Raw genomic sequence first — 21,598 nt, 5'->3', positions numbered from 1 at the left:
TTCTTAATGATCCTTCATTCTCTCCTCAAGCCATTTCAGGCTCCTTCTCACCGCATCCTCGGGATGAAGCTGATATCTGCCATCCAGAATTTCTAAAGACAAATATCCGCTGTATTCCACCTCATCCAGTTCTTTTAAAAATTGTTCCATGGGTAATACCCCATCCCCAGGTACCAAATGTCCCGACGGCATCCCATCAATAAAGTGTACATGTCCAATCTGTCCGCGAAAAGCATCCAAGTAATTCTGCACCGTTTCCCCGCAGCGGCTCATCATATCCGTATCCACCATACAAATTAGATTTTCACAATCTGCCTCGTCCCACAAACGCCTTAATTCTATAGCCTTAACACCAAGATTTGTTGTCTCCGCCGTCAGGTGCTCCAACAGCAGAGTAATGTTTTTTCTCTTCGCTTTTTCATTCAAGTACCGCAGACTTTCTATTGTGTGCTTCCTTGTCAAATCCGGGCTTTCTTCCCGGTATCCGTCTCCCGGTGTCACGACTATCCTGCTGATCCCCAATATTTCTGCCGCATTCAATGCCTTTTCAAAATACCTGATACTCCGCTCTCGGATATACGCTTCTCTGGCGCCGATATTAACAGGGTACATACACTGCTCCGGTGTAAAGCAAATTGGGATGAGCCCCCGTCTTCTGATATCCTGTTCCATTCTTTCCAGCATCGGAACTGTAAAATCATCCAAATAAAGATGAGGCCCCGCCGCCCAGAGCTCTATATTTTTTATGCCCAGCCTTTCCATAGAATCCAGGAAATATGTAAATGAATAGAGCGGATAAGGGTAGTTTCCTGCCGCTATCTGATTCATCGTAATATGCTTTGTCCTGTACATCCCCTGCTCCTAACCTTTCACGCTGCCCGCTGTCAGGCCGCGGATAAACTGCTTCTGCAGAATCAGAAAAACAATAACCAACGGTACAGACGCAATTACCATACCTGCCATAAGCATAGTCCAGTTGGTTGTTGTCGTTCCCTGCATATTAACCAGTCCCACAGGAATTGTCTTTTTTGCCGTAGATTCAAGCAGAACATTTGCAAACATCAATTCATTCCACACGCTCCGGATACATACGATGGCACAGGAAGCAATAATCGGCTTACTCAGGGGCATGATAATTTTCCGGAATACCTGCCCTGTTGTGGCTCCGTCCAGATAGGCCGACTCATCAAGGCTTACGCTGATATCCCTATAAAATGTCATAATCAAAAATGTGGCAAACGGAATACGAAACGCACCTGTTACAAGAATCATTCCTGTGTAAGTGTCATAAAAACTTAATACCTTTGACATTTTAAACAAAGAGATAACCGCTGACTGAGGTGCCAGCATCAGTCCGCCCAGTATTAGAATAACCCAGAACTTCTTCGTCCTGAACTTCACTCTGGAAAGTGGATATGCCGCCAGGCAGCTTAATAATGTAGAAAACACAACCGCCCCTACTGTGGTAAGTACACTATTTTTGAAGTATACTCCGATTCCTGCTTTCCAGGCTTTCACATAATTATCAATCTTCCACATCTCCGGCATCTTCCAAGGTTTCAAAAATAATTCCTGGTTTGTCTTAAAACCTGTGATCACCATCCACAAAAGGGGAATGATGATGATGACTGCAAATAAAACCAGCAGGATAAAAATGATTCCATGCCTTATTTTTTTACCTGTTATTCTCCCTCTCATACCCTTCCTCCTTACTCTTCATCCAGACTGTAACCCTTCATCTGCATTAATCCCAGAACAAAGGTTACGGCAAAAATGAAAAATGCAATTGCTGACGCATATCCCATCTGATCATTTTTAAAACCTTCCTGGTACAGATAAGTTGCCAGTGTCTGTGTTGCCTTGCCCGGTCCTCCGCCCGTCATAACGTACACTTCATCGTATACACGGACGGCACCGGTTATAATGATAATCATATTAATCATGATTGTATTCTTCATCTGAGGAACCGTAATCCGAAAGAACTTCTGTATTGCATTTGCTCCGTCTACATCTGCTGCCTCATACAAATCCTCCGGAATCCCCTGCATTGCTACAATAAATAAAATTATTGTGTAGCCAACATACTGCCACTGTGAAGCCGCAGCCACCCCCCATATAGCAGTAAATGCATTTCCAAGGATATCAATATTAGATGTATCTATACCCAATGCATTTAACATTGGATTCAAAAGTCCGATAGACGGGTTGTACAGCATTTTAAATGTAATCCCTGTTACTGTTACCATGAGGAGAGACGGCACGAAGTAAATGGTTCTGAACAAGGTCTGGAATTTTCTCATAAACCTGCTTTCCAGCACTGCCGCTATCACCAGTGATACTCCGATTTGGAATATCACTGACGTAATAACAAATATCAGATTATTTTTGACAGCAATGTAAAACACGTCGTCATGAAACATTCTTATGTAGTTGTCCAGACCTACAAAAGTTACCTCGCTGGATATGGCTCCCCATTTATAAAGGCTGTTCATGAAGTTCAAAATAATTGGGAGATACAAAAACACAATCATAACGAGGACTGCCGGCGCCATATACAGGACAACCGTTCTCCATTTGTTTTTCCTCATAACCACTCTCCTTTATCTCTGGTTGTTTACCTGCTCATGCTGTCCTTCATTTCTTTTGCCGCTGCCTGTACATCCTTCATGATATCTTCAGCAGATTTTCCGTCCAGGCCTTCCTGGAGGGATGTCATATACTGGTCTGCTACACTGGCCTCAACAGCCGTATCAAGCCAGTCTGCAATATTTGTATAGATTTCAGCTTCTTTATATGCCTCTGCCAGGGCAGGAGAGCTGTTCTCCTCTGTGATACCTCCAATTAATGCATTTGGAAGTCCTGCTTCTTTTGTCTGCTTGATGCCCTGCTCCTTTGTTGTCATAAATTTGATAAACTCTACCGCTTCATCAGGGTACTTACAATCTGACGATATACAGTAAACCTCTGCTCCCCCTCCTACAACTCCCGGGTCACCCTTTGCACCTTCCATCGTAGGAATCTTGAAAAATCCCCATGCATCCTCACTTCCCATAGTATCTGTAAACTGAGAGAACTGAGGTGTTGCATCCAGCATCATACCTGCTTTTCCTGCACAGAATTCTTCCCTTACCTGATAATAATCCTTTGAATTCACATTGTTTCCGAAATATCCATTATTGTTCAGATCCAAAAATGCCTGAACTGCCCCCACATATGCCAGATCTGTGAACTCACCGGTTTCAGGGTTATAGTCTTTTGCTGTGGTATCCGCCGGCACCATCATAGCGTTGAGCTGCCCGATCCACCACGCTGCATACCACGGGCTTGAGTTGCCGAAAGCAATTGGGGTCATTCCATTTTCCTTTAACGTATTGCATGTATTCAGGAAATCATCCCACGTCTCAGGGATTGTCAGTTTATTCTCCTCAAAAACAGCTTTATTGTACATCATGTACATAATTCCGCTTCTGTAAGGAACTCCATAAGTTTCACCGTCAAATGTACTGTTGTTCAGGAATGCCGGCAGGAACCCTTCCTTCCACTCAGAGTCTGCTTCCAGATAAGACGTTAAATCCAGCGCCATGCCGCCCCTTGCAAACTTCTTTACATACTCACCTGACCAGGAAAAGAAGATATCCGGCATCTCTCCGCCGGAAGCCATTACACTCAGTTTATCCTTGATGGCCTCATCACTGACATTTTCCATTTCAACTTTGATGTTCTCATGCTGTGCTTCAAATTCTTTAATCGCTTCCTCGAAGTATACCCTGTAATTATCTTCCGGATATTTGTTCAAAAGTTTCAATGTAACTATGCCGTCTGACGATTCACTTTGTTTTGTATCTTTCGAATCCTTAGAACCACTGGTAGCACATCCTGTAATCAGGCCTGCCGTCATGGTCAATGCAAGTACTGCTGCTATGATTTTCTTTTTCATAAATTTCCTTCCTCTCTTCTGAAACTTTACTGCGGCCTTGCTGCCTGCCCACTTTAACTTGTTACGGTATAGCAGGATGCTCCGACGGGCTTAAATGAATAAGTTCAGAAAGCCGATTCACATCCACGTCATAGCCAATGCCCAAAGCCCCGTCTTTTGCCACAACCTGTGCGGCGAATTTTGCTGCTTCACTCAGTGAATACTGTATCTTATCGTCCTTAACCGAAAACTCGTCAGCTTCCGCAACAGACAGATAATTCGTTAAAAAAGCGCTGATATAAGCGTCTCCTGCCCCCATAGTATCTTTCACTTCTACTCTGTATGTTTTTTGTTCATAGAACCTCATTCCATCCCATGCAATTGTGGGATTACTCCCTCTGGTCCCCACCGCAATCTCACACCCAAAGTCTGCCGCCTTCTGAAGCACATCCTTTGTTTCTTCGGCAGTCAAATGACTGCAGGAAAAGAAGGCATATTGTATGTATGGAGCAATTTCCTGAATTGCTTTGTCTGTAAAATTGTCATAAAAATCGTAACAAACAAAAACCCCTGACTGCTTCAGCTTTTTAATCTGCACTGGTGTTACTCTTGCGCCCCAGCTAATACATGTTACATCGAAAGTCTTCATGTAATCTATTTCTTCTTTTGTAAAATCAAAAGGGTATAAATCCGTAACTCCCTGCTTGTTCCAGTCAAGGAAAACCCGGTCTCCATCTCTAATGTCAACAAGTGCATAACCGCTGGCCCCTTTTTCATGGTGGGAAAAGGAGGTGTCGATTCCTCTTTTTCTTAGTGTCTCTTCTAAAAGTTTTCCCGCTCTATCATCTGCGAATATTCCCATAAAAGCTGCCTGGGCACCCTGAATATGAGAGTTGTACGCGATGTTATATTCATTGCCTCCCGGATACATCCTGCCCTGATGGCAATAGATGTCCATTGTAGCAATGCCTGCTGCCAAAATCTTAGCTTTTCTTTTCATAGTATTTTACTCCGCCCGTTATCTTGTATTAACTTGTCTTAATTCAAATATATATCATAGTGGCTATATTGTCAATATTTCGTTCTGTTTTTTCATTTTTTTGTCTATTTTTACACATTCGAAAGACTCTTAAAACAAAAAAGCGTTTTCCTTTTACTGGAAAACGCTTGCTTTTACTGGGATATTCAATCCCCTTTATAATTGTATTATCTTATCTTAATATGTGCAGATTTTATCTCTACACATACCATTTCATAAACCGTTCTACATCTCCCCGCACAATATCTTTTACTGTATGGATAGGCTCACCGTTGGCATCCAGCACCCCCAGCTCACTCTCAATAACAGGAGTGCCGATTGCCAAATCAAGACATCTTGCAACTTCCTCCGTTGCAAATCCTATCCTCACGCTTCTTCTCCCTTTTATCGTCGGAACCATCTTGTATTTCTTCTGCAGAACTTCATAGAGGGAACCGGACAGGTCATCGTGTTCCAACGAGAATAGCCTGTCTGAAAAATGGTTCTCCTCTATGGAAATGGGATGTCCGTCAGCCATCCTGACCCTTTTCAAGACCATAACCTTATCCTTGTCCTGCATCCCAAAAAACTCTTTATCTATCTCACTTACTTTATTCTGAATTCCCTGCTCCAAAATCTTCGCAGTGACCTCTACCCCCTGCATCTTCCCGTCATTGCTCAGGCTGGTAACACCATCAGGCAGACGCAGCATATCTGACTGCGTTACAAAACTTCCCTTCCCCTGCACCTTCTGGATATACCCTTCCACTTCCAGCTCAGCCAGTGCATTTCGGATAGTTACCCGGCTCATATGATACATCTCCTTCATCTCGGCCTCTGAAGGAATTTTCTCGCCCGGCTTTAAAACCCCTGCCTTAATATCCTGTTTAATCGAATTCTTCAGTTGAAGGTATAAGGGCGTCGCTTCATTTTTTGTAAACGCTTTCTTGGTTTGAGCTGCCATAATCCTTTTCTCCTCATCAATAAACTTATCTTTTACTATATTATAACATATATTAACATATCTCATCAATCTGAACAAGAAGTCTGGCTTTGACAGACTCTCGTGCTGAAGCACGGGCGCTTTAGCAGCTATTTCCCCATTACATAAAGAAACAGCCGGATTAACCGGCTGTTTCTTTAAGCGGGTGATGGGAATCGAACCCACGTATCCAGCTTGGAAGGCTGGTGTTCTACCATTGAACTACACCCGCGTCATCTTTGACACGAATGATATCTTAACACAAACAGATTGATTTTTCAATACCAAAATTAAATTTTTATTTTCCCTGCTTGTTATTTTCTTCCTGATGTCATATATTATAAAAGACCATTATCTTTATTTAGTAAAGGAGTATATAATATGAGCCTTAATTTAAATCAGATTGCCATGCTTCAGAAATTTAAGAGCAGCATGGACCGCTTTCACAATAACCACCCAAAGTTTCAACTGTTTGTGAAAGCGGTCTCCAACGATGCCCTTGCAGAAGGAACTATTATTGAAATCAACGTAACTACTCCAGAGGGAAAAAGCTACAGTTCAAATATCAAGTTAAAGGAAGATGATATTGAAACGATAAAAATGCTGCAGCAATTGGACCAATAAACACTGCACTACGGTGATTTATTAAAAGGGGACTGACCCTTTTGCCCTTTGTTTTCAGAATATTTTTACAATTCAATCAGCCGTATTATTTTTTTCCATCAAAGCAGTAGGTGCAGAGTTTACAAGGAGGCAATCCGATAGAAGCAACCAGATCATCCAATCTGTGGTAACGCAGCGTTGTAAAATTCTGGCGTCTGCGTATTTCTTCTATCATTTCATCGTAACGTTTACAGCGTGGGTCTGCATATTCTTCTAAGATTTCTGGTGTTACCTTTTCCTCCCGCTCTTGAATGATGCTTCTTGTTATCAGATCCAGTTCAGATTTTGAACGGGAAAAGTTCAGATATTTGCAGCCAAACAAAAGTGGGGGGCACGCCGGGCGGACATGTACTTCTTTGGCTCCGCTTTGATAAAGAAATTCTGTAGTCTCTCTAAGCTGGGTTCCTCTTACAATGGAATCATCAATTAGCAGTAACTTCTTATTTTGAATCAATGTCTGTACCGGAATTAATTTCATTCTGGCAATTAGATTTCTCTGCACTTGATTGACGGGCATAAAGGAACGGGGCCACGTAGGAGTATATTTAATGAACGGTCTTGCATAAGGAATTCCCGATTCATTGGCATAGCCGATTGCATGTGCGATGCCTGAGTCCGGAACTCCTGCGACGATATCCGGAGAGACAGAATTTCCATCCCGTTTTGCTAGCATACTTCCGCACTTATATCTCATTTCTTCAACATTCACTCCTTCGTATGAAGAGGTGGGATAGCCGTAATATACCCACAAAAAGGAGCAGATTTTCATATCCTCTCCCGGTGGGCTGACTGTATCCACACTTTCAGGTGTGATAAAGACAATCTCCGCAGGGCCTAATTCTTTATAATCCTGATAGCCTAAGTTAATATATGCAAAGTTTTCAAAAGAAACACAATGAGCATCTTCTTTTTTTCCAACAACGAGAGGGGTTCTTCCATACCTGTCCCTTGCGGCATACAGCCCCTTAGATGTCATCAGCAGTATTGTCATTGAGCCATCCACAAGCTGCTGCACATACTGGATTCCCTTTACAATGGTATCCTCCTTGCAGATTAAGGAAGCAATCAGTTCCGTGGCGTTAACCTGTCCTCCGCTCATCTCCTGAAAATGTGTATGTCCATTTTCATATACCTTTTCCAGAAGCTCGTCCATGTTGTTAATCTTTCCCACCGTTGTAATTGCAAAACTGCCCAAATGAGACTGGATTAATAATGGCTGCGGCTCATAATCCGAGATACATCCAATTCCAAGATTACCGTTAAGCTCTTCCACATCTTTTTCAAACTTAGTGCGAAACGGCGAGTTTTCAATGTTATGTATTGCTCTTTGAAACCCTTCCTCACTAAATGTCGCCATTCCGCCTCTTCTTGTTCCCAAATGGGAATGATAATCTACACCATAGAACAACTCGGATATACAGTCCGTCTTTGAAGCCACACCAAAAAAACCGCCCATTTCTCATTCTCCTTTTCAATAAATTGCTCCTCGGCCCTATACAGGCAGCCTACTCCTTAAGTTTCAGATACTCCCCGTCAACCTTTATCTCCCGCAAAATAAAATGATTCTTCTTATAACTGAGCAGGCCCTCCCGCTGCATTTTAGAAAGTTCACTGGAAAGGGCGCTTCTGTCCACAGACAGATAATCCGCAAGCTGCTGCCTGCTAAATGGAATGTCTATATGCTGTTTCCCCTGCTTCACAGCCTCCCATGACAGATAGGAGAGCAGTCTCTCTCTGATGGTTTTCGGTGTGATATGGTTTATTTTCTGTGACAGGTTTAAATTTTTCAAGGATAAAACAGTCAGCAGGTTGCGGACAAGTCTCTCATGATGGCTGCAGGAAGAAACACAAGTCTGCACCACCTTTCCCACATCCAGAAACAAGACTGAAGACTCTGAAGTTGTTATTACATCTGACATCATAGGTTCATCAGGATTACAGGCATATGTCTCCGCAAAAACCTCTCCGGGCAGAATATGTCCGAGGATATTTGCATTCCCCCATACATCTGTCCTGACAATGTTGATGCCGCCTTTTAGCAGAAGGCCCATCCGCCGTATTGTCTGCCCCATATGATAAATCGTATAATCCTTAGAAAACTTTTTTTCCTCTGCCCCCAGACATTTTAGCATAGCTTTGGTCTCTTCTTCCGTGACCCCCTTAAATAATCCTGTTTTTGTTATAAATTTATAATCCATAAATCTTTTCTCCACTTTGTTGTAATGACAACATTTTTTCTTTTTTAAGTATAGTACAATTTGCATATGAAATCAAGAGAATCAATCAGGAGGTACAATCATGATAAGAAGAATCATAGAAATAAATGAAGAACTATGTAACGGGTGTGGATTATGTGCGGAAGCATGCCACGAGGGAGCTATCGGAATGATAGACGGAAAAGCCAGACTTTTAAGAGATGATTATTGTGACGGACTGGGAGACTGTCTTCCTACCTGTCCAACGGGCGCTATTACCTTTGTAGAACGGGAAGCTGCCGAATACGATGCAGAAGCTGTTGCAAATAACCAGAAGAAAAAAGACGAACAGCCACACCCCTTCGTATGCCCCGGGACACGTGCAAAAGCAATAAACCGCACTCCGGCAGCCAAACCTGCCGCATCTGCTCCGGCAGAATCACAGCTTATGCAGTGGCCGGTACAGATAAAGCTTGTCCCCATCAACGCACCTTATTTTGAAGATGCACAGCTTCTCATCGCTGCAGATTGCTCTGCTTATGCTTACGCCAATTTCCACCAGGAATTCATGCAGGGAAAAATTACCCTTGTAGGATGTCCAAAGCTGGATGACGTAGACTACTCTGAGAAGCTGGCTGAAATTATCAGACAAAACTCTATTAAAAATGTAACTGTGGTACGGATGGAAGTTCCTTGCTGCGGCGGTCTGGAGCAGGCTGTTAAGAATGCTCTTATCAACAGCGGAAAAATGATTCCGTGGCAGGTTGTAACTATATCCACCCAGGGAGAAATTCTTTAAAACAGCATTTTTAAATCTTTTCGGCCCAGTAATTTATTGCTTCTTTAAGGAATCCTGCGCAGCCTGATACTTCTTCATCATAATATTGCGTAAACCTGCTGTCCGCCTCATACATTTGTCCGATTCCTTTGTGTGCTTCAGGCGTATATTGTTTCCAGGTCATGTGCAGCCATTCCTTGTGGAGTCCGGTTATCTTTTTACCGGACTCTTCTTTTGGGCTTTCGCCTGCCCGTACCGCTGTTTTCAGCGATTCTTTAATCTCCTCTTCCAAAGCCCGGAAATGCTCGTAATCTTCCTTTGACATGTTCAGCATCTTTTGGTTTGCTGCTTCCACATCCTCATCTCCATATTTATCACGTATTTCCTCACTGTACATTTCTTCATTCTTTTGTATCATATCTTTTTTAAATGACTCAAATTTTTCTTCATTACTCATGATGATTTCTCCTTTCATTGATGCAATCGTCTTTTTTACAGTAGTTATCATGCTATTAATTCTGGCCTGCTGTCTCTCCAATTCTTTCAGATGGCTATACAAGGCTGTTAGAATGTCAAAGTCTCCCCCATACAGGATTTCAGCAATTTGTTTCAGCTTCAATCCTCTCTCTTTATAAAATAATATCTGCTGCAGCAGCTCCAGCTCTTTTCCGCCATAATAGCGGTAACCGGATTCACGGACAAGGGACGGCTTTAACAATCCTATTTTGTCATAGTAACGCAGGGTACGTGCACTGATCCCTGCAATTTCAGATAATTCTTTTATACTATATTTCATACGCATTACCTCCTACTGTGATTTCACTATAACAGTTGACGTTAGGTCAGAGTCAAGAGAATTCTTAAAACTTTTTTGTATGTCTTCCAAAACTGCTTTACTTCCTATCCTTTTCTCCACTATAATATTATTTGGCAGATATCGTTGTTTTAAAAATTGAAGTGTACAGGAGGATAAAGTATGCCACAGAGAACTGACATTCACAAAGTATTGATTATAGGGTCAGGTCCCATCATTATTGGACAAGCCTGCGAGTTTGATTACTCCGGTACTCAGGCCTGTAAGGCATTGAGAAACTTAGGATATGAAATTGTTTTGGTTAATTCTAATCCGGCAACCATTATGACAGACCCGGAGACAGCCGATGTCACCTACATTGAACCATTGAATGTAGAGAGATTGGAACAGATTATAGCAAAGGAACGCCCTGATGCCCTGCTTCCAAACCTTGGCGGACAGTCTGGGCTGAATTTATGTTCAGAACTTGCTGGAAAGGGAATTTTGGAAAAATATCAGGTTCAGGTTATCGGCGTACAAGTGGATGCTATTGAACGTGGCGAAGACCGCATTGAATTCAAAAAAGCCATGAATGAACTGGGAATTGAGATGGCACGCAGCCAGGTGGCATACTCTGTGGAAGAAGCCCTCTCTATTGCGGATGACCTTGGATATCCTGTAGTTCTCCGTCCCGCATATACCATGGGCGGCGCCGGCGGCGGTCTTGTCTATAATAAAGAAGAATTGAAAACCATATGTACACGTGGTCTTCAGGCAAGTCTTGTAGGTCAGGTTCTTGTTGAAGAGTCTATTCTGGGATGGGAAGAACTGGAGCTGGAAGTTGTCCGGGACAAGGACAATCATATGATAACCGTCTGCTTTATCGAAAATATTGACCCACTGGGTGTACATACCGGAGACTCCTTCTGCTCAGCCCCCATGCTGACCATCTCTGAGGACTGCCAAAAACGTCTTCAGGAGCAGGCATATAAAATCGTAGAGTCTGTTGAGGTTATTGGCGGCACTAATGTACAATTTGCACATGATCCGGTCAGTGACAGGATTATCGTTATCGAAATCAATCCCAGAACCTCCCGCTCCTCCGCACTTGCTTCTAAGGCAACAGGCTTCCCTATTGCTCTCGTATCCGCCATGCTGGCCACAGGTTTGACCCTCAAGGACATTCCCTGCGGGAAATATGGGACCCTGGATAAATACGTGCCGGACGGAGATTATGTTGTAATCAAGTTCGCACGCTGGGCCTTTGAAAAGTTTAAAGGTGTGGAAGATAAGCTTGGCACCCAGATGCGCGCAGTCGGTGAGGTTATGAGCATTGGAAAGACTTATAAAGAAGCATTCCAGAAAGCCATCCGAAGCCTGGAAACCGGACGTTACGGACTGGGACAGGTGAAAGACCTTGAACAGAAAACAAAGGAAGAACTCCTTTCCCTTCTGATTACTCCATCCAGTGAACGGCACTTTATTATGTATGAAGCGCTGCGCAAAGGAGCTTCTATAAATGAAATACATGAAATCACCAAAGTAAAGACCTACTTTATCGAACAGATGAAGGATCTGGTGGAGGAAGAGAACGCTTTAATAAAAGGAAAGGGACAGCTTCCTTCTGATGAATGTCTTATTTCGGCAAAAAAGAATGGCTTCTCTGACAAATATCTGAGTCAGCTTCTGGACATCCAGGAAAAAGAGATCAGAGACCGCCGGGTGGAAATCGGTATGGAAGAAGCATGGGAGGGTGTTCACGTAAGCGGCACAGAGGACAGTGCTTACTATTACTCCACATATAACGCAGAGGACAAAAATCCAGTCAGCGGAGATAAGCCTAAGATTATGATTCTTGGCGGAGGGCCAAACCGTATAGGGCAGGGAATCGAATTTGACTACTGCTGTGTCCACGCCTCTCTTGCATTAAAAGACTTGGGATTTGAAACCATTATTGTAAACTGCAACCCGGAAACAGTTTCTACAGACTACGATACTTCAGACAAACTGTACTTTGAACCACTGACACTGGAAGATGTACTAAGCATTTATAAAAAGGAAAAACCACTGGGTGTCATTGCACAATTCGGGGGTCAGACTCCTTTAAATCTGGCAGCGGACCTGGAAAAGAATGGTGTCAAAATACTGGGAACCTCTCCATCTGTCATTGATTTGGCGGAAGACCGTGACCTGTTCCGTGACATGATGGAAAAATTGGAAATTCCAATGCCGGAGTCTGGAATGGCTGTTGATGTAGAAGAAGGAATTTCCATCGCACAGAGAATCGGCTATCCGGTCATGGTGCGCCCCTCCTACGTATTAGGCGGCCGCGGCATGGAAGTGGTCTACGATGATGAGAGCATGAAAAATTATATGGCAGCTGCTGTGGGCGTGACGCCGGATCGTCCGATTCTTATAGACCGCTTCCTGAATCATGCACTGGAATGTGAAGCTGATGCAATCAGTGATGGCATCCATGCATTCGTCCCTGCCGTCATGGAGCATATTGAGCTGGCAGGCGTACACTCCGGTGACTCTGCATGTATCATTCCGCCTGTACATATTTCAGAGGAAAATATAAAGACCATTAAAGAATATACCAGGAAAATTGCAGAGGAAATGCATGTTGAAGGGCTTATGAATATGCAGTATGCAATCGAGGACGGCAAAGTTTACGTACTGGAAGCGAACCCCCGTGCCTCCAGAACTGTTCCCCTTGTATCCAAAGTATGCGGCATCCGTATGGTGCCCCTGGCTACAGACATCATCACGGCAGAAATCACAGGAAGACCTTCCCCTGTCCCAACATTAAAGGAAAAGTCCATTCCATATTACGGTGTCAAGGAAGCTGTATTTCCATTTAACATGTTTCCGGAAGTGGACCCGGTTCTGGGACCTGAAATGCGTTCTACAGGAGAAGTTCTTGGATTATCTTCCTCTTATGGCGAAGCTTTCTGTAAGGCACAGGAGGCAACTCAGACGAAACTTCCTTTGGGCGGAACCGTATTAATATCCGTCAGCAGAAAAGATAAGCCGGAAGTTGCAGACGTTGCAAAGAGTTTTTCAGAAGACGGATTCAAAATTATAGCAACAGGTACAACCTATGACCTCCTTATTAAAAATGGAATAGAAGCTGAAAGGGTAAATAAATTATACGAGGGAAGACCAAATATATTAGATATGATTACAAACGGTAAGATTGACCTGATCGTAAATACCCCTGTAGGGAAGGGAAGCGTCCATGATGACAGCTATTTGAGAAAGGCAGCTATCAAAGCAAAAATCCCTTATATAACTACTATGGCCGCTGCAAATGCAACTGCCAGAGGAATTAAACACATAAAAAAATATGGCAATGGAGACGTAAAATCTCTTCAGGAACTGCATGACGGAATTTCAGATTTGATGGCATAATTATAAGAAGGAGGGGATTCCCTTATGGGATATCCCCTCCTTCTTATAATTACAGTAATGCCCCTTCTTGAACACTAGCGGTTCAAGGTGTACACCCTATGGCAATATATGCCCTGCACTCAAATAGATCCGGTACCATTCTTCCCTGCTCAGGGTAATATCACATCCCAGTGCCATTTCTTCTAACCGGCTTAAATTTGTTGTCCCGGCAATCACCTGAAAATGCGCCGGATGTCTTAACATCCACGCCGCCACAATTGTAATTGGTGTTACATCATAACGTTCCGCCAGTTCTTCCAGCTGCTGGTTCAGCTCTGGAAACTTGTCACTTCCAATAAATACACCTTCAAAAAATCCATACTGGAACGGGGACCATGCCTGAATCGTCATATCTTTCAGACGGCAGTAGTCCAAAACACTTCCATCCCGGTCCGGGGCACCGTCTGTCAGCATGTTGACTTCCATACCATTTGCTATCATATTAGAAAACGGTATGCTGAGCTGAAGCTGATTGGTTACAATATCCTGCTTTACATATTTCTTCAAGAACTCTATCTGCATTGGTTTATGGTTCGATACACCAAAGTTCCTGACCTTACCCGATGCATTCAGCAAATCAAAAGCCTCCGCCACTTCTTCCGGTTCCATCAAAGCATCCGGGCGGTGAAGAACCAGGACATCCAGATAATCTGTGTCCAGCCTCTTCAAACTGCTTTCTACTGATTTTATAATATGCTCCTTTGAGAAATCATACATCACTCCCGGAACAATCCCGCACTTCGACTGTAAAATAATATCTTCACGTCTGAACTCAGTTTTTGCAAATGCCTCGGCAAAAAGGGACTCACATTTTCCGCCCCCATATATATCTGCATGTTCAAAGAAATTCATCCCCAGCTCCATGCATTTATTAATATAACTTTCCAAACTTTCTTCATCCAGAGTATTTATCCTCATACATCCTGCTGCGATTACCGGAACCTCAAGACTGCTGGTTCCTAATGACATTCTCTTCATCACTTGTATCCTCCTGCACAATATTTAAAAATCTGTTTTCACTACTTCTATCTGAGAAAGGGGCAGTTGTGTTTTCTTTGCCACCTGTTCTACTGTCATTCCCATATTCAGGAATCTTCTTGCCACATATTCCATGGATTCTCCAATCTCAATCACATGTCTATCCGGGTCATAAATGCGGATTACACGCTGGCCCCAGTCATGCTCTTTACACTTATTCAAGTATTCAATGGGAAAATTGCTATTTTCCAGCTTTTGAAGAAACCGGTCGATATCGTTATCTTCAAAATACAGCTCTGCATCATTTCCTCCAAGGACAGTCTCTTTTTCTATAAAGGTTTCCCATAATTTTCTTTCCTGCAGCGCCAGTCCTTCTGTGAGAACTACATTTTCTCCAAAATCAGCAATCACTTCCAGACCAAACAGTTCCCTGTAGAAATTCTTTGATTTCTCTATATCATTTACAACAAATAATATGTTTTTAAGTCTCATCTCTGTCTCCACTTATATAAAACTTTGGGGTATCCAATTATCTTTACCGATATTGTACCATCAACACAAAAATTTTTCCATTTCTTTTTCACACGGAATATCCATACAGCTTAATAAATCCACATTTTTCCTAGATGTATAAAAATAAAAAGGCATTCTGCAAAGCATTTTCCAGCCTGCAGAACACCCAAAATATTATACAAAAGTGATTGTCTAATAAAATTATTTCTTTCCCCTTGTGTCGACCAAAACTGACACTACAATAATTACACCTTTTAATACCTGTTGCCAATAAGTATTCATTCCGACTAATGTCATGCCATTTGTCAAAACGGTCAGTAATAATACACCCACTACTGTTCCAAGTACTTTTCCCCGGCCTCCGGCCATGCTGGTTCCACCTACCACCGCTGCTGTAATGCAATCCATTTCAAAGCTGGTGCCGGCCGATGGCTGTCCGGAGCCTAATCTTGCAGTAATAATCAAACCTGCAATTGATGTCAGTATACCCATAATTACATATACTAAGATTTTTACTTTCGTTACTGCAATCCCGGACCAGCGGCTCGCCTCTATATTTCCGCCAACAGCATAAATATAGCGTCCAAAACGAGTCTTTGTAGTCAAAATAATTCCAAAAATAATTACAATTATCATAATGAGCACCGGTACTGGTATTACACCAATATACCCTGTACCTATCATAGTAAACTGCTCATTTCTCCATACTATAGAATTTCCCCCTGTGGCAATATATGCCAGCCCTCTCAGTATTGTCATACTTGCCAAAGATGCGATAAATCCTGGTAACTTTCCCACTGCACAAAGGATACCATTGGCTGCCCCTACTACTACCCCCACCATAACTGCACCAAGTACAGCCAGTAAAACGCTATCTGTATTTTTACATATCACTGCTCCCACCAGACCTGAAGCACATACAAGTGAGCCTGCAGAGAGGTCAATTTCACCAATGATAATTACCATAGTCATTCCTACAGCCGCAATGGCTGTATATGATGCCTGTCTTAAAATATTACTGATATTATTTGCGGATAAAAACTGCGGATTCATTATAGTCCATACAATTCCCAGGAGAATTACAACTCCGACAAGCAGCAATTCTCTTAGTGACCTGATATTCATTTTTTTATCTTTACTCATTTTTCATCCCTCCGCCAAATGCAGCCTGCATTATATTATTTTTTGTAACTTCTTCCGACGAGATTTCTCCCGATATACTCCCTTCATGCATTACAATCACCCTGTCACTTATTTGCATAACCTCTGCAATCTCTGATGAAATCATGATAATACTTTTTCCGGCATCTGTAAGCTTACGCATTAATGCATATATTTCACTTTTCGCCCCCACATCAATTCCCCGGGTTGGTTCATCCATAATTAAAATATTTGGTGTCATTGCAAGCCATTTTGCAATCACCACTTTTTGTTGATTACCACCACTCAATTCCTTTACTTCTTGTTCCTCATTTCTGAGAGCAATCCCTAAGTCAGAAATATAGCTTCCTGTAATTTCTCTCAACATTTGTTTTCTTAGCCAGCCACTTTTAAACTGAGCTAATTTTGATATAAGCATATTGTCTTTAATACTCATACCAAGAATTAGGCCCAACGCTTTTCTATCCTCCGGTACAAGCCCTATTCCTTCCTGAATTGCATCTGACGGGGAAGAAATATGTATTTTATTCCCTTTAATGTATATTTCACCTTCTCCAATCGGATCAATACCGAACAGCTTTCGCATAAGTTCCGTTCTGCCGGCCCCCACCAACCCAAAGAATCCCAATATCTCTTTTTCATATAGTTTAAAGTTAACTGGAGCGCTGTCTGGATACACCCGCATATTCTTTACATCCAGAATTACATTATCCTTATTGATATGAGTACTGCCCCGGCCTTTTTTATCTGCAATTTCACGCCCAATCATCATCTTGATTAAATCCGGCTCTGTAACCTCTTTGGTCCGAACCGTATCAATATAAGTTCCATTTCTAAATACAGTAATTCTATCAGACAGCTGAAAAACTTCTTCCATGCGATGAGAAATGTAGACTATACACACACCCTCTCTTTTAAGTTCTTCAATAATATTAAACAGTACCTGTGATTCCTGCTCGGACAAACTTGCGGTTGGTTCATCAAATACTACCACCCTTGCTTTAAATGATAATGCTTTTGCTATTTCTATGCACTGCATCTGTCCACAGCTTAGCTGGTCTACCGGTGTTCCCGGGTCAATCTGCAATCCCACCTTCTCCAGCTCTTTTCTTGCATTTTTTCTTAATTCTTCTTTATTCAAAAACCTGCTCTTTCCAACCGGCTCTCTGCCAATAAAAATATTCTCGGCAATACTCATGTTTTCCAAAAGATTTAATTCTTGAAATACCATACTTAGTCCGGCTTTCTGTGCCATTAGCGGAGACTTCATTTCGACCTCTTCCATCTGTCCTGACTCTTCATTATATAGATGCATATTTCCCGAATCTTTTGTATACACCCCAGTCATGATTTTCATCAAAGTGGATTTTCCTGCGCCATTCTCACCCATTAACGCATGTACTTCTCCTCTTTTCAATTCAATCTGAACATCGTCCAAAGCCTTAATCCCAGCAAATGCTTTTGATATCCCTTTCATCTTTACAACTACATCAGACATGTTCCACCTCCTTATTTATGGTAGGAACCACCCGATAATCCAGGTGGTTCCACGCTATCTCAGCACTTTAAATATTAATCTATTTCTACTCCGTATCCAATCTCCCTGTCAATAAATCCCTGAACATTCTCTTTGTTCATATATTCTACTTTAACTTCTACAAACTTATCAATCTGTTCGCCGTTGCACCACTTAATCGCCTGCTCTACCGCCTGATATCCCATTTGATACGGGTCTTGTGAAACACCTGTTTCTACTTTACCATCTCTAATGGCAGCCAAATTTTCAGAAGTTGCATCTACAGTTGTAATTAATACGTCCTTTAAGTTTGCAGATGTTACCGCACTAAGAATTGCCATACCGGAATTTTCATTAATACCTACAAATGCGTTAATGTCTGGATGTGCCTGTAAAATATTTTCCGCAGATTGTAATGCTGTTTCTCTCCCATGAGCAGTTTGCTGTTCTGCAACTACCTCAATGTCAGTTCCTTTAATAGCCTCCATAAATCCTTCTGTTCTGTCTTTCAGTGAAGTTACTGTAATACCGTCGATAATTGCAATTTTGCCTTTGCCATCTAACTTGTCTATTACATAATCCGCCAGCATCTTTCCAATTTCGCGGTTATCTGATGCAATAAATGCTGTAGACCCTTTACAGTCAATGTCCATTGTAAACACACCCACCCCTGCACTATTAGCATTTTCAACTGCATTCACTACGCCTTCGGAATCATAAGGATTTAATAAGATTACGTCACATCCCATCGTTACCAGATTTTCTATTTGGGAATTCTGAGTTTCTAACGAACTATCGGCTGATAAAATATTATATTTTTTAATTCCCAAATCTTCACATGCCTGTTTGATTCCCGTTTCCATAGCAACGAAAAACGGATGTACATTTTGTCCAAAAGATACACCAATTGTAATTTCTTCCAATTGGCCTTTATCTTCCTTCACTGATTCTGACTTTTCTTCCTCTTTTGAACTCCCTCCCGTTGGGCTGCTGCTGCAAGCTGCAAGGCTGCCTGCTAAAGCAACTGCACAGATTAATGCTAAAATTTTCTTTTTCATATATAATCTCCTTCCCTTCTTAAAGTATAAATATTTTTTATATTGAACTAGCCTTTTTCACTTTTTCGTGGTATATTGTGTGCATATTCAATTACAATTGCGGGCCTCCTTTGATGTTTCTGGGTGCTAATGCAATTTTGCCTAAAATTGAATATTGTGAGGCATGACCTGCTGCCGGAATATTTCCTGGTATTTTATTCACAGTAGAGTAAGCGATGGTCGCAAACTTAATCGCTTCTTTATATTCTGGTGGAATTCCAATTTCAGCAGAGGTTGTGACCTCAATGTTTCCAGGAATTCTTTCCTGTATTTCTTTCATAATCTGAGGGTTTCTGACGCCTCCGCCACTTGCATATAACTTGTCTGTCTTATTAATGATTTCCTCCGGAATGTTGTCAATCATACTTTTTGCAACTGCTGCCCCTGTAAATGCACAAGTTGTTGCTAAAATGTCTTCTGTTGAGAGATGTCCAAATTTTTCAAGAACACTATTTATATATTCTTCATTATAATCCCCCACCCATCCAGAACGCGGCACCGGCCTGTCCCAGAAAGGATGCTGCATATAAAATGTCAGCATTTCATCATTTACTTTTCCTTTCGCTGCCAGCTCTCCATCTTTGTCATAGTCTTTTCCAATTAACTTCTTGCATAGATAATTGGATACTGCATTTCCCGGACCAGTATCAAACCCAAACATATTTTTCCGATCCTTACTTGCTACATGAAGATTTGCAATTCCTCCTATGTTAAGAGTCATAACTGGATTCTCTTCATTTCTAAATAAAACAAAATCCAGATACGGCATAAGCGGTGCCGCTGCACCTCCCCACACATGGTCAGCAGGTCTGAAATGCGTAACTGTATCAATGTTCGTAAGATTCGCAATTACGGAAGATTCCCCCATTTGCATTCCTGCCGGGTACGGTCCATTCAACCATCTGTGCAGCCAGTCTGCTTTTTCTTCCTCTGTCATGGAAGTGATTTTTGCATGGTCCGGCTGTTCCTGATAAATAGTCTGAGTATCAAGCCCCAAAACTTTTACATCAAGCGGATTGATATTATTCTCTTTCATAAACTGAACCGCTTTTTCTGCAAATACCGCACCGCATATGTAATTCAGGCGATTCAATCCAACCATATCCACTCTGTTTTCAAAAGCTTCTGTTACAATTTTTGTTACTTCTTCCGGCCATTCATAAGAACCGCCGCAGATAAAGCGGGGAGCTTTTGGAAACCCGTCCTTATCCAGCTCTGTCTCTGCCAGAATAACGTCAATGCCATCAAATGATGAGCCGCTATTCATTCCCATAATTAAATCCATAATCATGTTCTCCTTTCTTTTTTATAATAATCCCTTTTATTGGGTATTATTAACTATTCACTTTTTTGCATGAGCTCCTATATATAATGTGTGAATCCAATATTTCCTTTGTACTTTCTTCTGCTCCCTTTTTGGTTCGCATATCGTGAATCAATTTATTTATTGCCATCTTTCCTATTTCTTCAATTGGCTGCACCACTGTAGTGATCTCTAATAACTCATTCAAATCTTCATCATCCCAGACAAGCAGAGAAATATCTTCTGGAATATTTTTTTTCTGCCTCTTCAACTCTGAAAGCACGCCTGCACATAGACTGTTATTGAGTACATAAATTGCTGTTACTTGTGACTTTTCCCTCAATAATTTTGCAGTCATCTCTGCAACTTTATTTTTTTCACTTTGAGCAGCAAACTGAATATTTTTAGGATTAAACACTATTCCATTCTCTTCTAATGCCCTTTTATAGCCTTTAATTCTTTCATTTACTGTGGAATAATCTTCTGTTGCCAATATACCGATTCTCTGATGCCCAAGTTCCAACAAGTATTTTGTGGCCTCATAAGAAGCCAGTTCATTATTACTTTGAATTACACAGGAAGTAAGACCTTTAATTTTTCTATCTACAAAAACAATTGGAGTTTCTCCGCTATAAAGCTCTTTATATTGTTCTTCAATTTCTTCATCTGTTCTGCAGGCTGACATCATCACAATTCCATCCACTTGTCTGCTGTACATGTTTTGCAAATGGCGGATCTCCTGCCTGATGTCTTCATGAGTATTACAAATAATAACATTATAGCCTTTTTTTTGTGCTTCCTTTTCTACTGCATAAATCAAATGATTACAGTAATTATTTTTAATGCTTCCGAGAATTACGGCAATCGTCTTTGTGCTTTGCCCTCTTAATCCTTGTGCAACCAAATTAGGCCTATAATTTAATTCTTTCACTGCCTGCAATACCTTTTCTCTGCTTTTTTCAGATGTATTGCCATAGCCCCCTACTACACGTCCGGCAGTAGCGCGGGAGACCCCTGCAAGTTTAGCGACATCTTCTATTGTTATATTTTGGTCCATATTAATCACTCCAACTCTCATCATCTGAGAACGTTCTCATTTGTTGCTTTAAATATAACTCGATAAAATCGAGTTTGCTTTTCATCCTTTTTTGAGAACGTTCTCATTTTTCTTTTAATTTACATCAACTTTACACCTTTGTCAACAATCCTTGTAAAAAAATTATACTTTTAGT

At 41.6% G+C, this 21,598-nt stretch carries 19 protein-coding genes and 1 tRNA gene; 3 read left to right on the top strand and 17 right to left on the bottom strand.

All coding sequences use genetic code 11. The annotated features are described in order from the left end of the window. Positions 1-3 precede the first annotated feature (3 nt). The 7 genes from A8805_RS15015 to A8805_RS14985 all read right to left on the bottom strand — a co-directional run bounded on the left by A8805_RS15015 (position 4) and on the right by A8805_RS14985 (position 6,148). Complete coding sequence (locus A8805_RS15015) at positions 4-852, bottom strand: sugar phosphate isomerase/epimerase family protein (RefSeq protein ID WP_109712588.1); 849 nt, start codon at positions 850-852, stop codon at positions 4-6. Between the two features lie 9 nt (positions 853-861). Then, positions 862-1,698 carry a carbohydrate ABC transporter permease gene (locus A8805_RS15010; protein WP_109712586.1) on the bottom strand — a complete coding sequence of 279 codons (837 nt, stop codon included), beginning with the start codon at positions 1,696-1,698 and terminating at the stop codon, positions 862-864. Positions 1,699-1,709: 11 nt separating this feature from the next. Beyond that, complete coding sequence (locus A8805_RS15005) at positions 1,710-2,588, bottom strand: carbohydrate ABC transporter permease (RefSeq protein WP_109712584.1); 879 nt, start codon at positions 2,586-2,588, stop codon at positions 1,710-1,712. A gap of 26 nt (positions 2,589-2,614) precedes the next feature. Continuing rightward, positions 2,615-3,937 (bottom strand): ABC transporter substrate-binding protein, encoded by a 1,323-nt coding sequence (locus A8805_RS15000; RefSeq protein WP_109712582.1) that lies wholly within the window; start codon positions 3,935-3,937, stop codon positions 2,615-2,617. Between the two features lie 61 nt (positions 3,938-3,998). Beyond that, on the bottom strand, positions 3,999-4,916 hold the full coding sequence (locus A8805_RS14995; protein ID WP_109712580.1) for a PfkB family carbohydrate kinase: 918 nt from the start codon (positions 4,914-4,916) through the stop codon (positions 3,999-4,001). Positions 4,917-5,154: 238 nt separating this feature from the next. After that, entirely contained in the window at positions 5,155-5,898 is a 744-nt protein-coding gene (locus tag A8805_RS14990; protein WP_181392863.1) for a GntR family transcriptional regulator, read from the bottom strand. Between the two features lie 179 nt (positions 5,899-6,077). Next, positions 6,078-6,148, bottom strand: a tRNA-Gly gene (locus A8805_RS14985). 149 nt (positions 6,149-6,297) lie between these two features. Between A8805_RS14985 and A8805_RS14980 the strand changes: the two genes are divergently transcribed. Further along, the gene (locus A8805_RS14980; RefSeq protein ID WP_109712576.1) at positions 6,298-6,540 is read left to right on the top strand and encodes a hypothetical protein; all 243 of its coding nucleotides are present in this window, start codon (positions 6,298-6,300) and stop codon (positions 6,538-6,540) included. Positions 6,541-6,625: 85 nt separating this feature from the next. On the opposite strand, the gene A8805_RS14975 is transcribed toward A8805_RS14980, so the two are convergent. Together A8805_RS14975 and A8805_RS14970 are read right to left on the bottom strand one after the other, a co-directional pair. After that, positions 6,626-8,035: an amidophosphoribosyltransferase gene (locus tag A8805_RS14975; RefSeq protein WP_109712574.1), complete on the bottom strand. Its 1,410-nt coding sequence runs from the start codon at positions 8,033-8,035 to the stop codon at positions 6,626-6,628. A 49-nt stretch (positions 8,036-8,084) separates the two neighbouring features. Further along, positions 8,085-8,777: a Crp/Fnr family transcriptional regulator gene (locus A8805_RS14970; RefSeq protein ID WP_109712572.1), complete on the bottom strand. Its 693-nt coding sequence runs from the start codon at positions 8,775-8,777 to the stop codon at positions 8,085-8,087. 100 nt (positions 8,778-8,877) lie between these two features. On the opposite strand from A8805_RS14970, the gene A8805_RS14965 reads away from it, so the two are divergent. After that, positions 8,878-9,573, top strand: a complete 696-nt coding sequence (locus A8805_RS14965) for an ATP-binding protein (RefSeq protein WP_109712570.1) — start codon at positions 8,878-8,880, stop codon at positions 9,571-9,573. Between the two features lie 10 nt (positions 9,574-9,583). Here the strand turns inward: A8805_RS14965 and A8805_RS14960 are convergent, their stop codons facing one another. Next, a complete protein-coding gene (locus A8805_RS14960) occupies positions 9,584-10,348 on the bottom strand; it encodes a MerR family transcriptional regulator (protein WP_109712568.1) in 765 nt (254 codons plus the stop codon). Between the two features lie 180 nt (positions 10,349-10,528). On the opposite strand from A8805_RS14960, the gene carB reads away from it, so the two are divergent. Beyond that, positions 10,529-13,759, top strand: a complete 3,231-nt coding sequence (carB, locus tag A8805_RS14955; RefSeq protein WP_109712566.1) for a carbamoyl-phosphate synthase large subunit — start codon at positions 10,529-10,531, stop codon at positions 13,757-13,759. A 96-nt stretch (positions 13,760-13,855) separates the two neighbouring features. Here carB and A8805_RS14950 read toward each other — a convergent pair whose 3' ends face one another. The 7 genes from A8805_RS14950 to A8805_RS14920 form a co-directional block, all read right to left on the bottom strand. Continuing rightward, the gene (locus A8805_RS14950) at positions 13,856-14,776 is read right to left on the bottom strand and encodes an aldo/keto reductase (RefSeq protein WP_109712564.1); all 921 of its coding nucleotides are present in this window, start codon (positions 14,774-14,776) and stop codon (positions 13,856-13,858) included. Positions 14,777-14,800: 24 nt separating this feature from the next. Beyond that, entirely contained in the window at positions 14,801-15,268 is a 468-nt protein-coding gene (locus A8805_RS14945) for a VOC family protein (RefSeq protein WP_109712560.1), read from the bottom strand. A gap of 222 nt (positions 15,269-15,490) precedes the next feature. Then, positions 15,491-16,432 carry an ABC transporter permease gene (locus A8805_RS14940; RefSeq protein WP_109712557.1) on the bottom strand — a complete coding sequence of 314 codons (942 nt, stop codon included), beginning with the start codon at positions 16,430-16,432 and terminating at the stop codon, positions 15,491-15,493. Then, a complete protein-coding gene (locus A8805_RS14935) occupies positions 16,425-17,948 on the bottom strand; it encodes a sugar ABC transporter ATP-binding protein (protein WP_109712555.1) in 1,524 nt (507 codons plus the stop codon). Before A8805_RS14935 ends, A8805_RS14940 begins: the two co-directional genes overlap by 8 nt. 74 nt (positions 17,949-18,022) lie before the next feature. Continuing rightward, positions 18,023-19,024 carry a sugar ABC transporter substrate-binding protein gene (locus A8805_RS14930; RefSeq protein ID WP_109712553.1) on the bottom strand — a complete coding sequence of 334 codons (1,002 nt, stop codon included), beginning with the start codon at positions 19,022-19,024 and terminating at the stop codon, positions 18,023-18,025. Positions 19,025-19,115: 91 nt separating this feature from the next. Beyond that, a complete protein-coding gene (locus A8805_RS14925) occupies positions 19,116-20,348 on the bottom strand; it encodes an anhydro-N-acetylmuramic acid kinase (RefSeq protein WP_181392862.1) in 1,233 nt (410 codons plus the stop codon). A gap of 49 nt (positions 20,349-20,397) precedes the next feature. Then, positions 20,398-21,423, bottom strand: a complete 1,026-nt coding sequence (locus tag A8805_RS14920; protein ID WP_181392861.1) for a LacI family DNA-binding transcriptional regulator — start codon at positions 21,421-21,423, stop codon at positions 20,398-20,400. Between the last annotated feature and the right edge of the window lie 175 nt (positions 21,424-21,598).

The sequence above is a fragment of the Faecalicatena contorta genome (assembly GCF_003149105.1).
GTDB lineage: Bacteria > Bacillota > Clostridia > Lachnospirales > Lachnospiraceae > Muricomes > Muricomes contortus_C.
Note: the sequence above shows the minus strand (reverse complement) of the source record. Positions and strands in the feature narration are given on the sequence as shown.

Excerpts from the sequence above, each read along its gene's own strand:
- A8805_RS15015 (WP_109712588.1), bottom strand. The coding sequence starts at position 852 with ATGTACAGGACAAAGCATATTACGATGAATCAGATAGCGGCAGGAAAC.
- A8805_RS15010 (WP_109712586.1), bottom strand. The coding sequence starts at position 1,698 with ATGAGAGGGAGAATAACAGGTAAAAAAATAAGGCATGGAATCATTTTT.
- A8805_RS15005 (WP_109712584.1), bottom strand. The coding sequence starts at position 2,588 with ATGAGGAAAAACAAATGGAGAACGGTTGTCCTGTATATGGCGCCGGCA.
- A8805_RS15000 (WP_109712582.1), bottom strand. The coding sequence starts at position 3,937 with ATGAAAAAGAAAATCATAGCAGCAGTACTTGCATTGACCATGACGGCA.
- A8805_RS14995 (WP_109712580.1), bottom strand. The coding sequence starts at position 4,916 with ATGAAAAGAAAAGCTAAGATTTTGGCAGCAGGCATTGCTACAATGGAC.
- A8805_RS14990 (WP_181392863.1), bottom strand. The coding sequence starts at position 5,898 with ATGGCAGCTCAAACCAAGAAAGCGTTTACAAAAAATGAAGCGACGCCC.
- A8805_RS14980 (WP_109712576.1), top strand. The coding sequence starts at position 6,298 with ATGAGCCTTAATTTAAATCAGATTGCCATGCTTCAGAAATTTAAGAGC.
- A8805_RS14975 (WP_109712574.1), bottom strand. The coding sequence starts at position 8,035 with ATGGGCGGTTTTTTTGGTGTGGCTTCAAAGACGGACTGTATATCCGAG.
- A8805_RS14970 (WP_109712572.1), bottom strand. The coding sequence starts at position 8,777 with ATGGATTATAAATTTATAACAAAAACAGGATTATTTAAGGGGGTCACG.
- A8805_RS14965 (WP_109712570.1), top strand. The coding sequence starts at position 8,878 with ATGATAAGAAGAATCATAGAAATAAATGAAGAACTATGTAACGGGTGT.
- A8805_RS14960 (WP_109712568.1), bottom strand. The coding sequence starts at position 10,348 with ATGAAATATAGTATAAAAGAATTATCTGAAATTGCAGGGATCAGTGCA.
- carB (WP_109712566.1), top strand. The coding sequence starts at position 10,529 with ATGCCACAGAGAACTGACATTCACAAAGTATTGATTATAGGGTCAGGT.
- A8805_RS14950 (WP_109712564.1), bottom strand. The coding sequence starts at position 14,776 with ATGAAGAGAATGTCATTAGGAACCAGCAGTCTTGAGGTTCCGGTAATC.
- A8805_RS14945 (WP_109712560.1), bottom strand. The coding sequence starts at position 15,268 with ATGAGACTTAAAAACATATTATTTGTTGTAAATGATATAGAGAAATCA.
- A8805_RS14940 (WP_109712557.1), bottom strand. The coding sequence starts at position 16,432 with ATGAGTAAAGATAAAAAAATGAATATCAGGTCACTAAGAGAATTGCTG.
- A8805_RS14935 (WP_109712555.1), bottom strand. The coding sequence starts at position 17,948 with ATGTCTGATGTAGTTGTAAAGATGAAAGGGATATCAAAAGCATTTGCT.
- A8805_RS14930 (WP_109712553.1), bottom strand. The coding sequence starts at position 19,024 with ATGAAAAAGAAAATTTTAGCATTAATCTGTGCAGTTGCTTTAGCAGGC.
- A8805_RS14925 (WP_181392862.1), bottom strand. The coding sequence starts at position 20,348 with ATGGATTTAATTATGGGAATGAATAGCGGCTCATCATTTGATGGCATT.
- A8805_RS14920 (WP_181392861.1), bottom strand. The coding sequence starts at position 21,423 with ATGGACCAAAATATAACAATAGAAGATGTCGCTAAACTTGCAGGGGTC.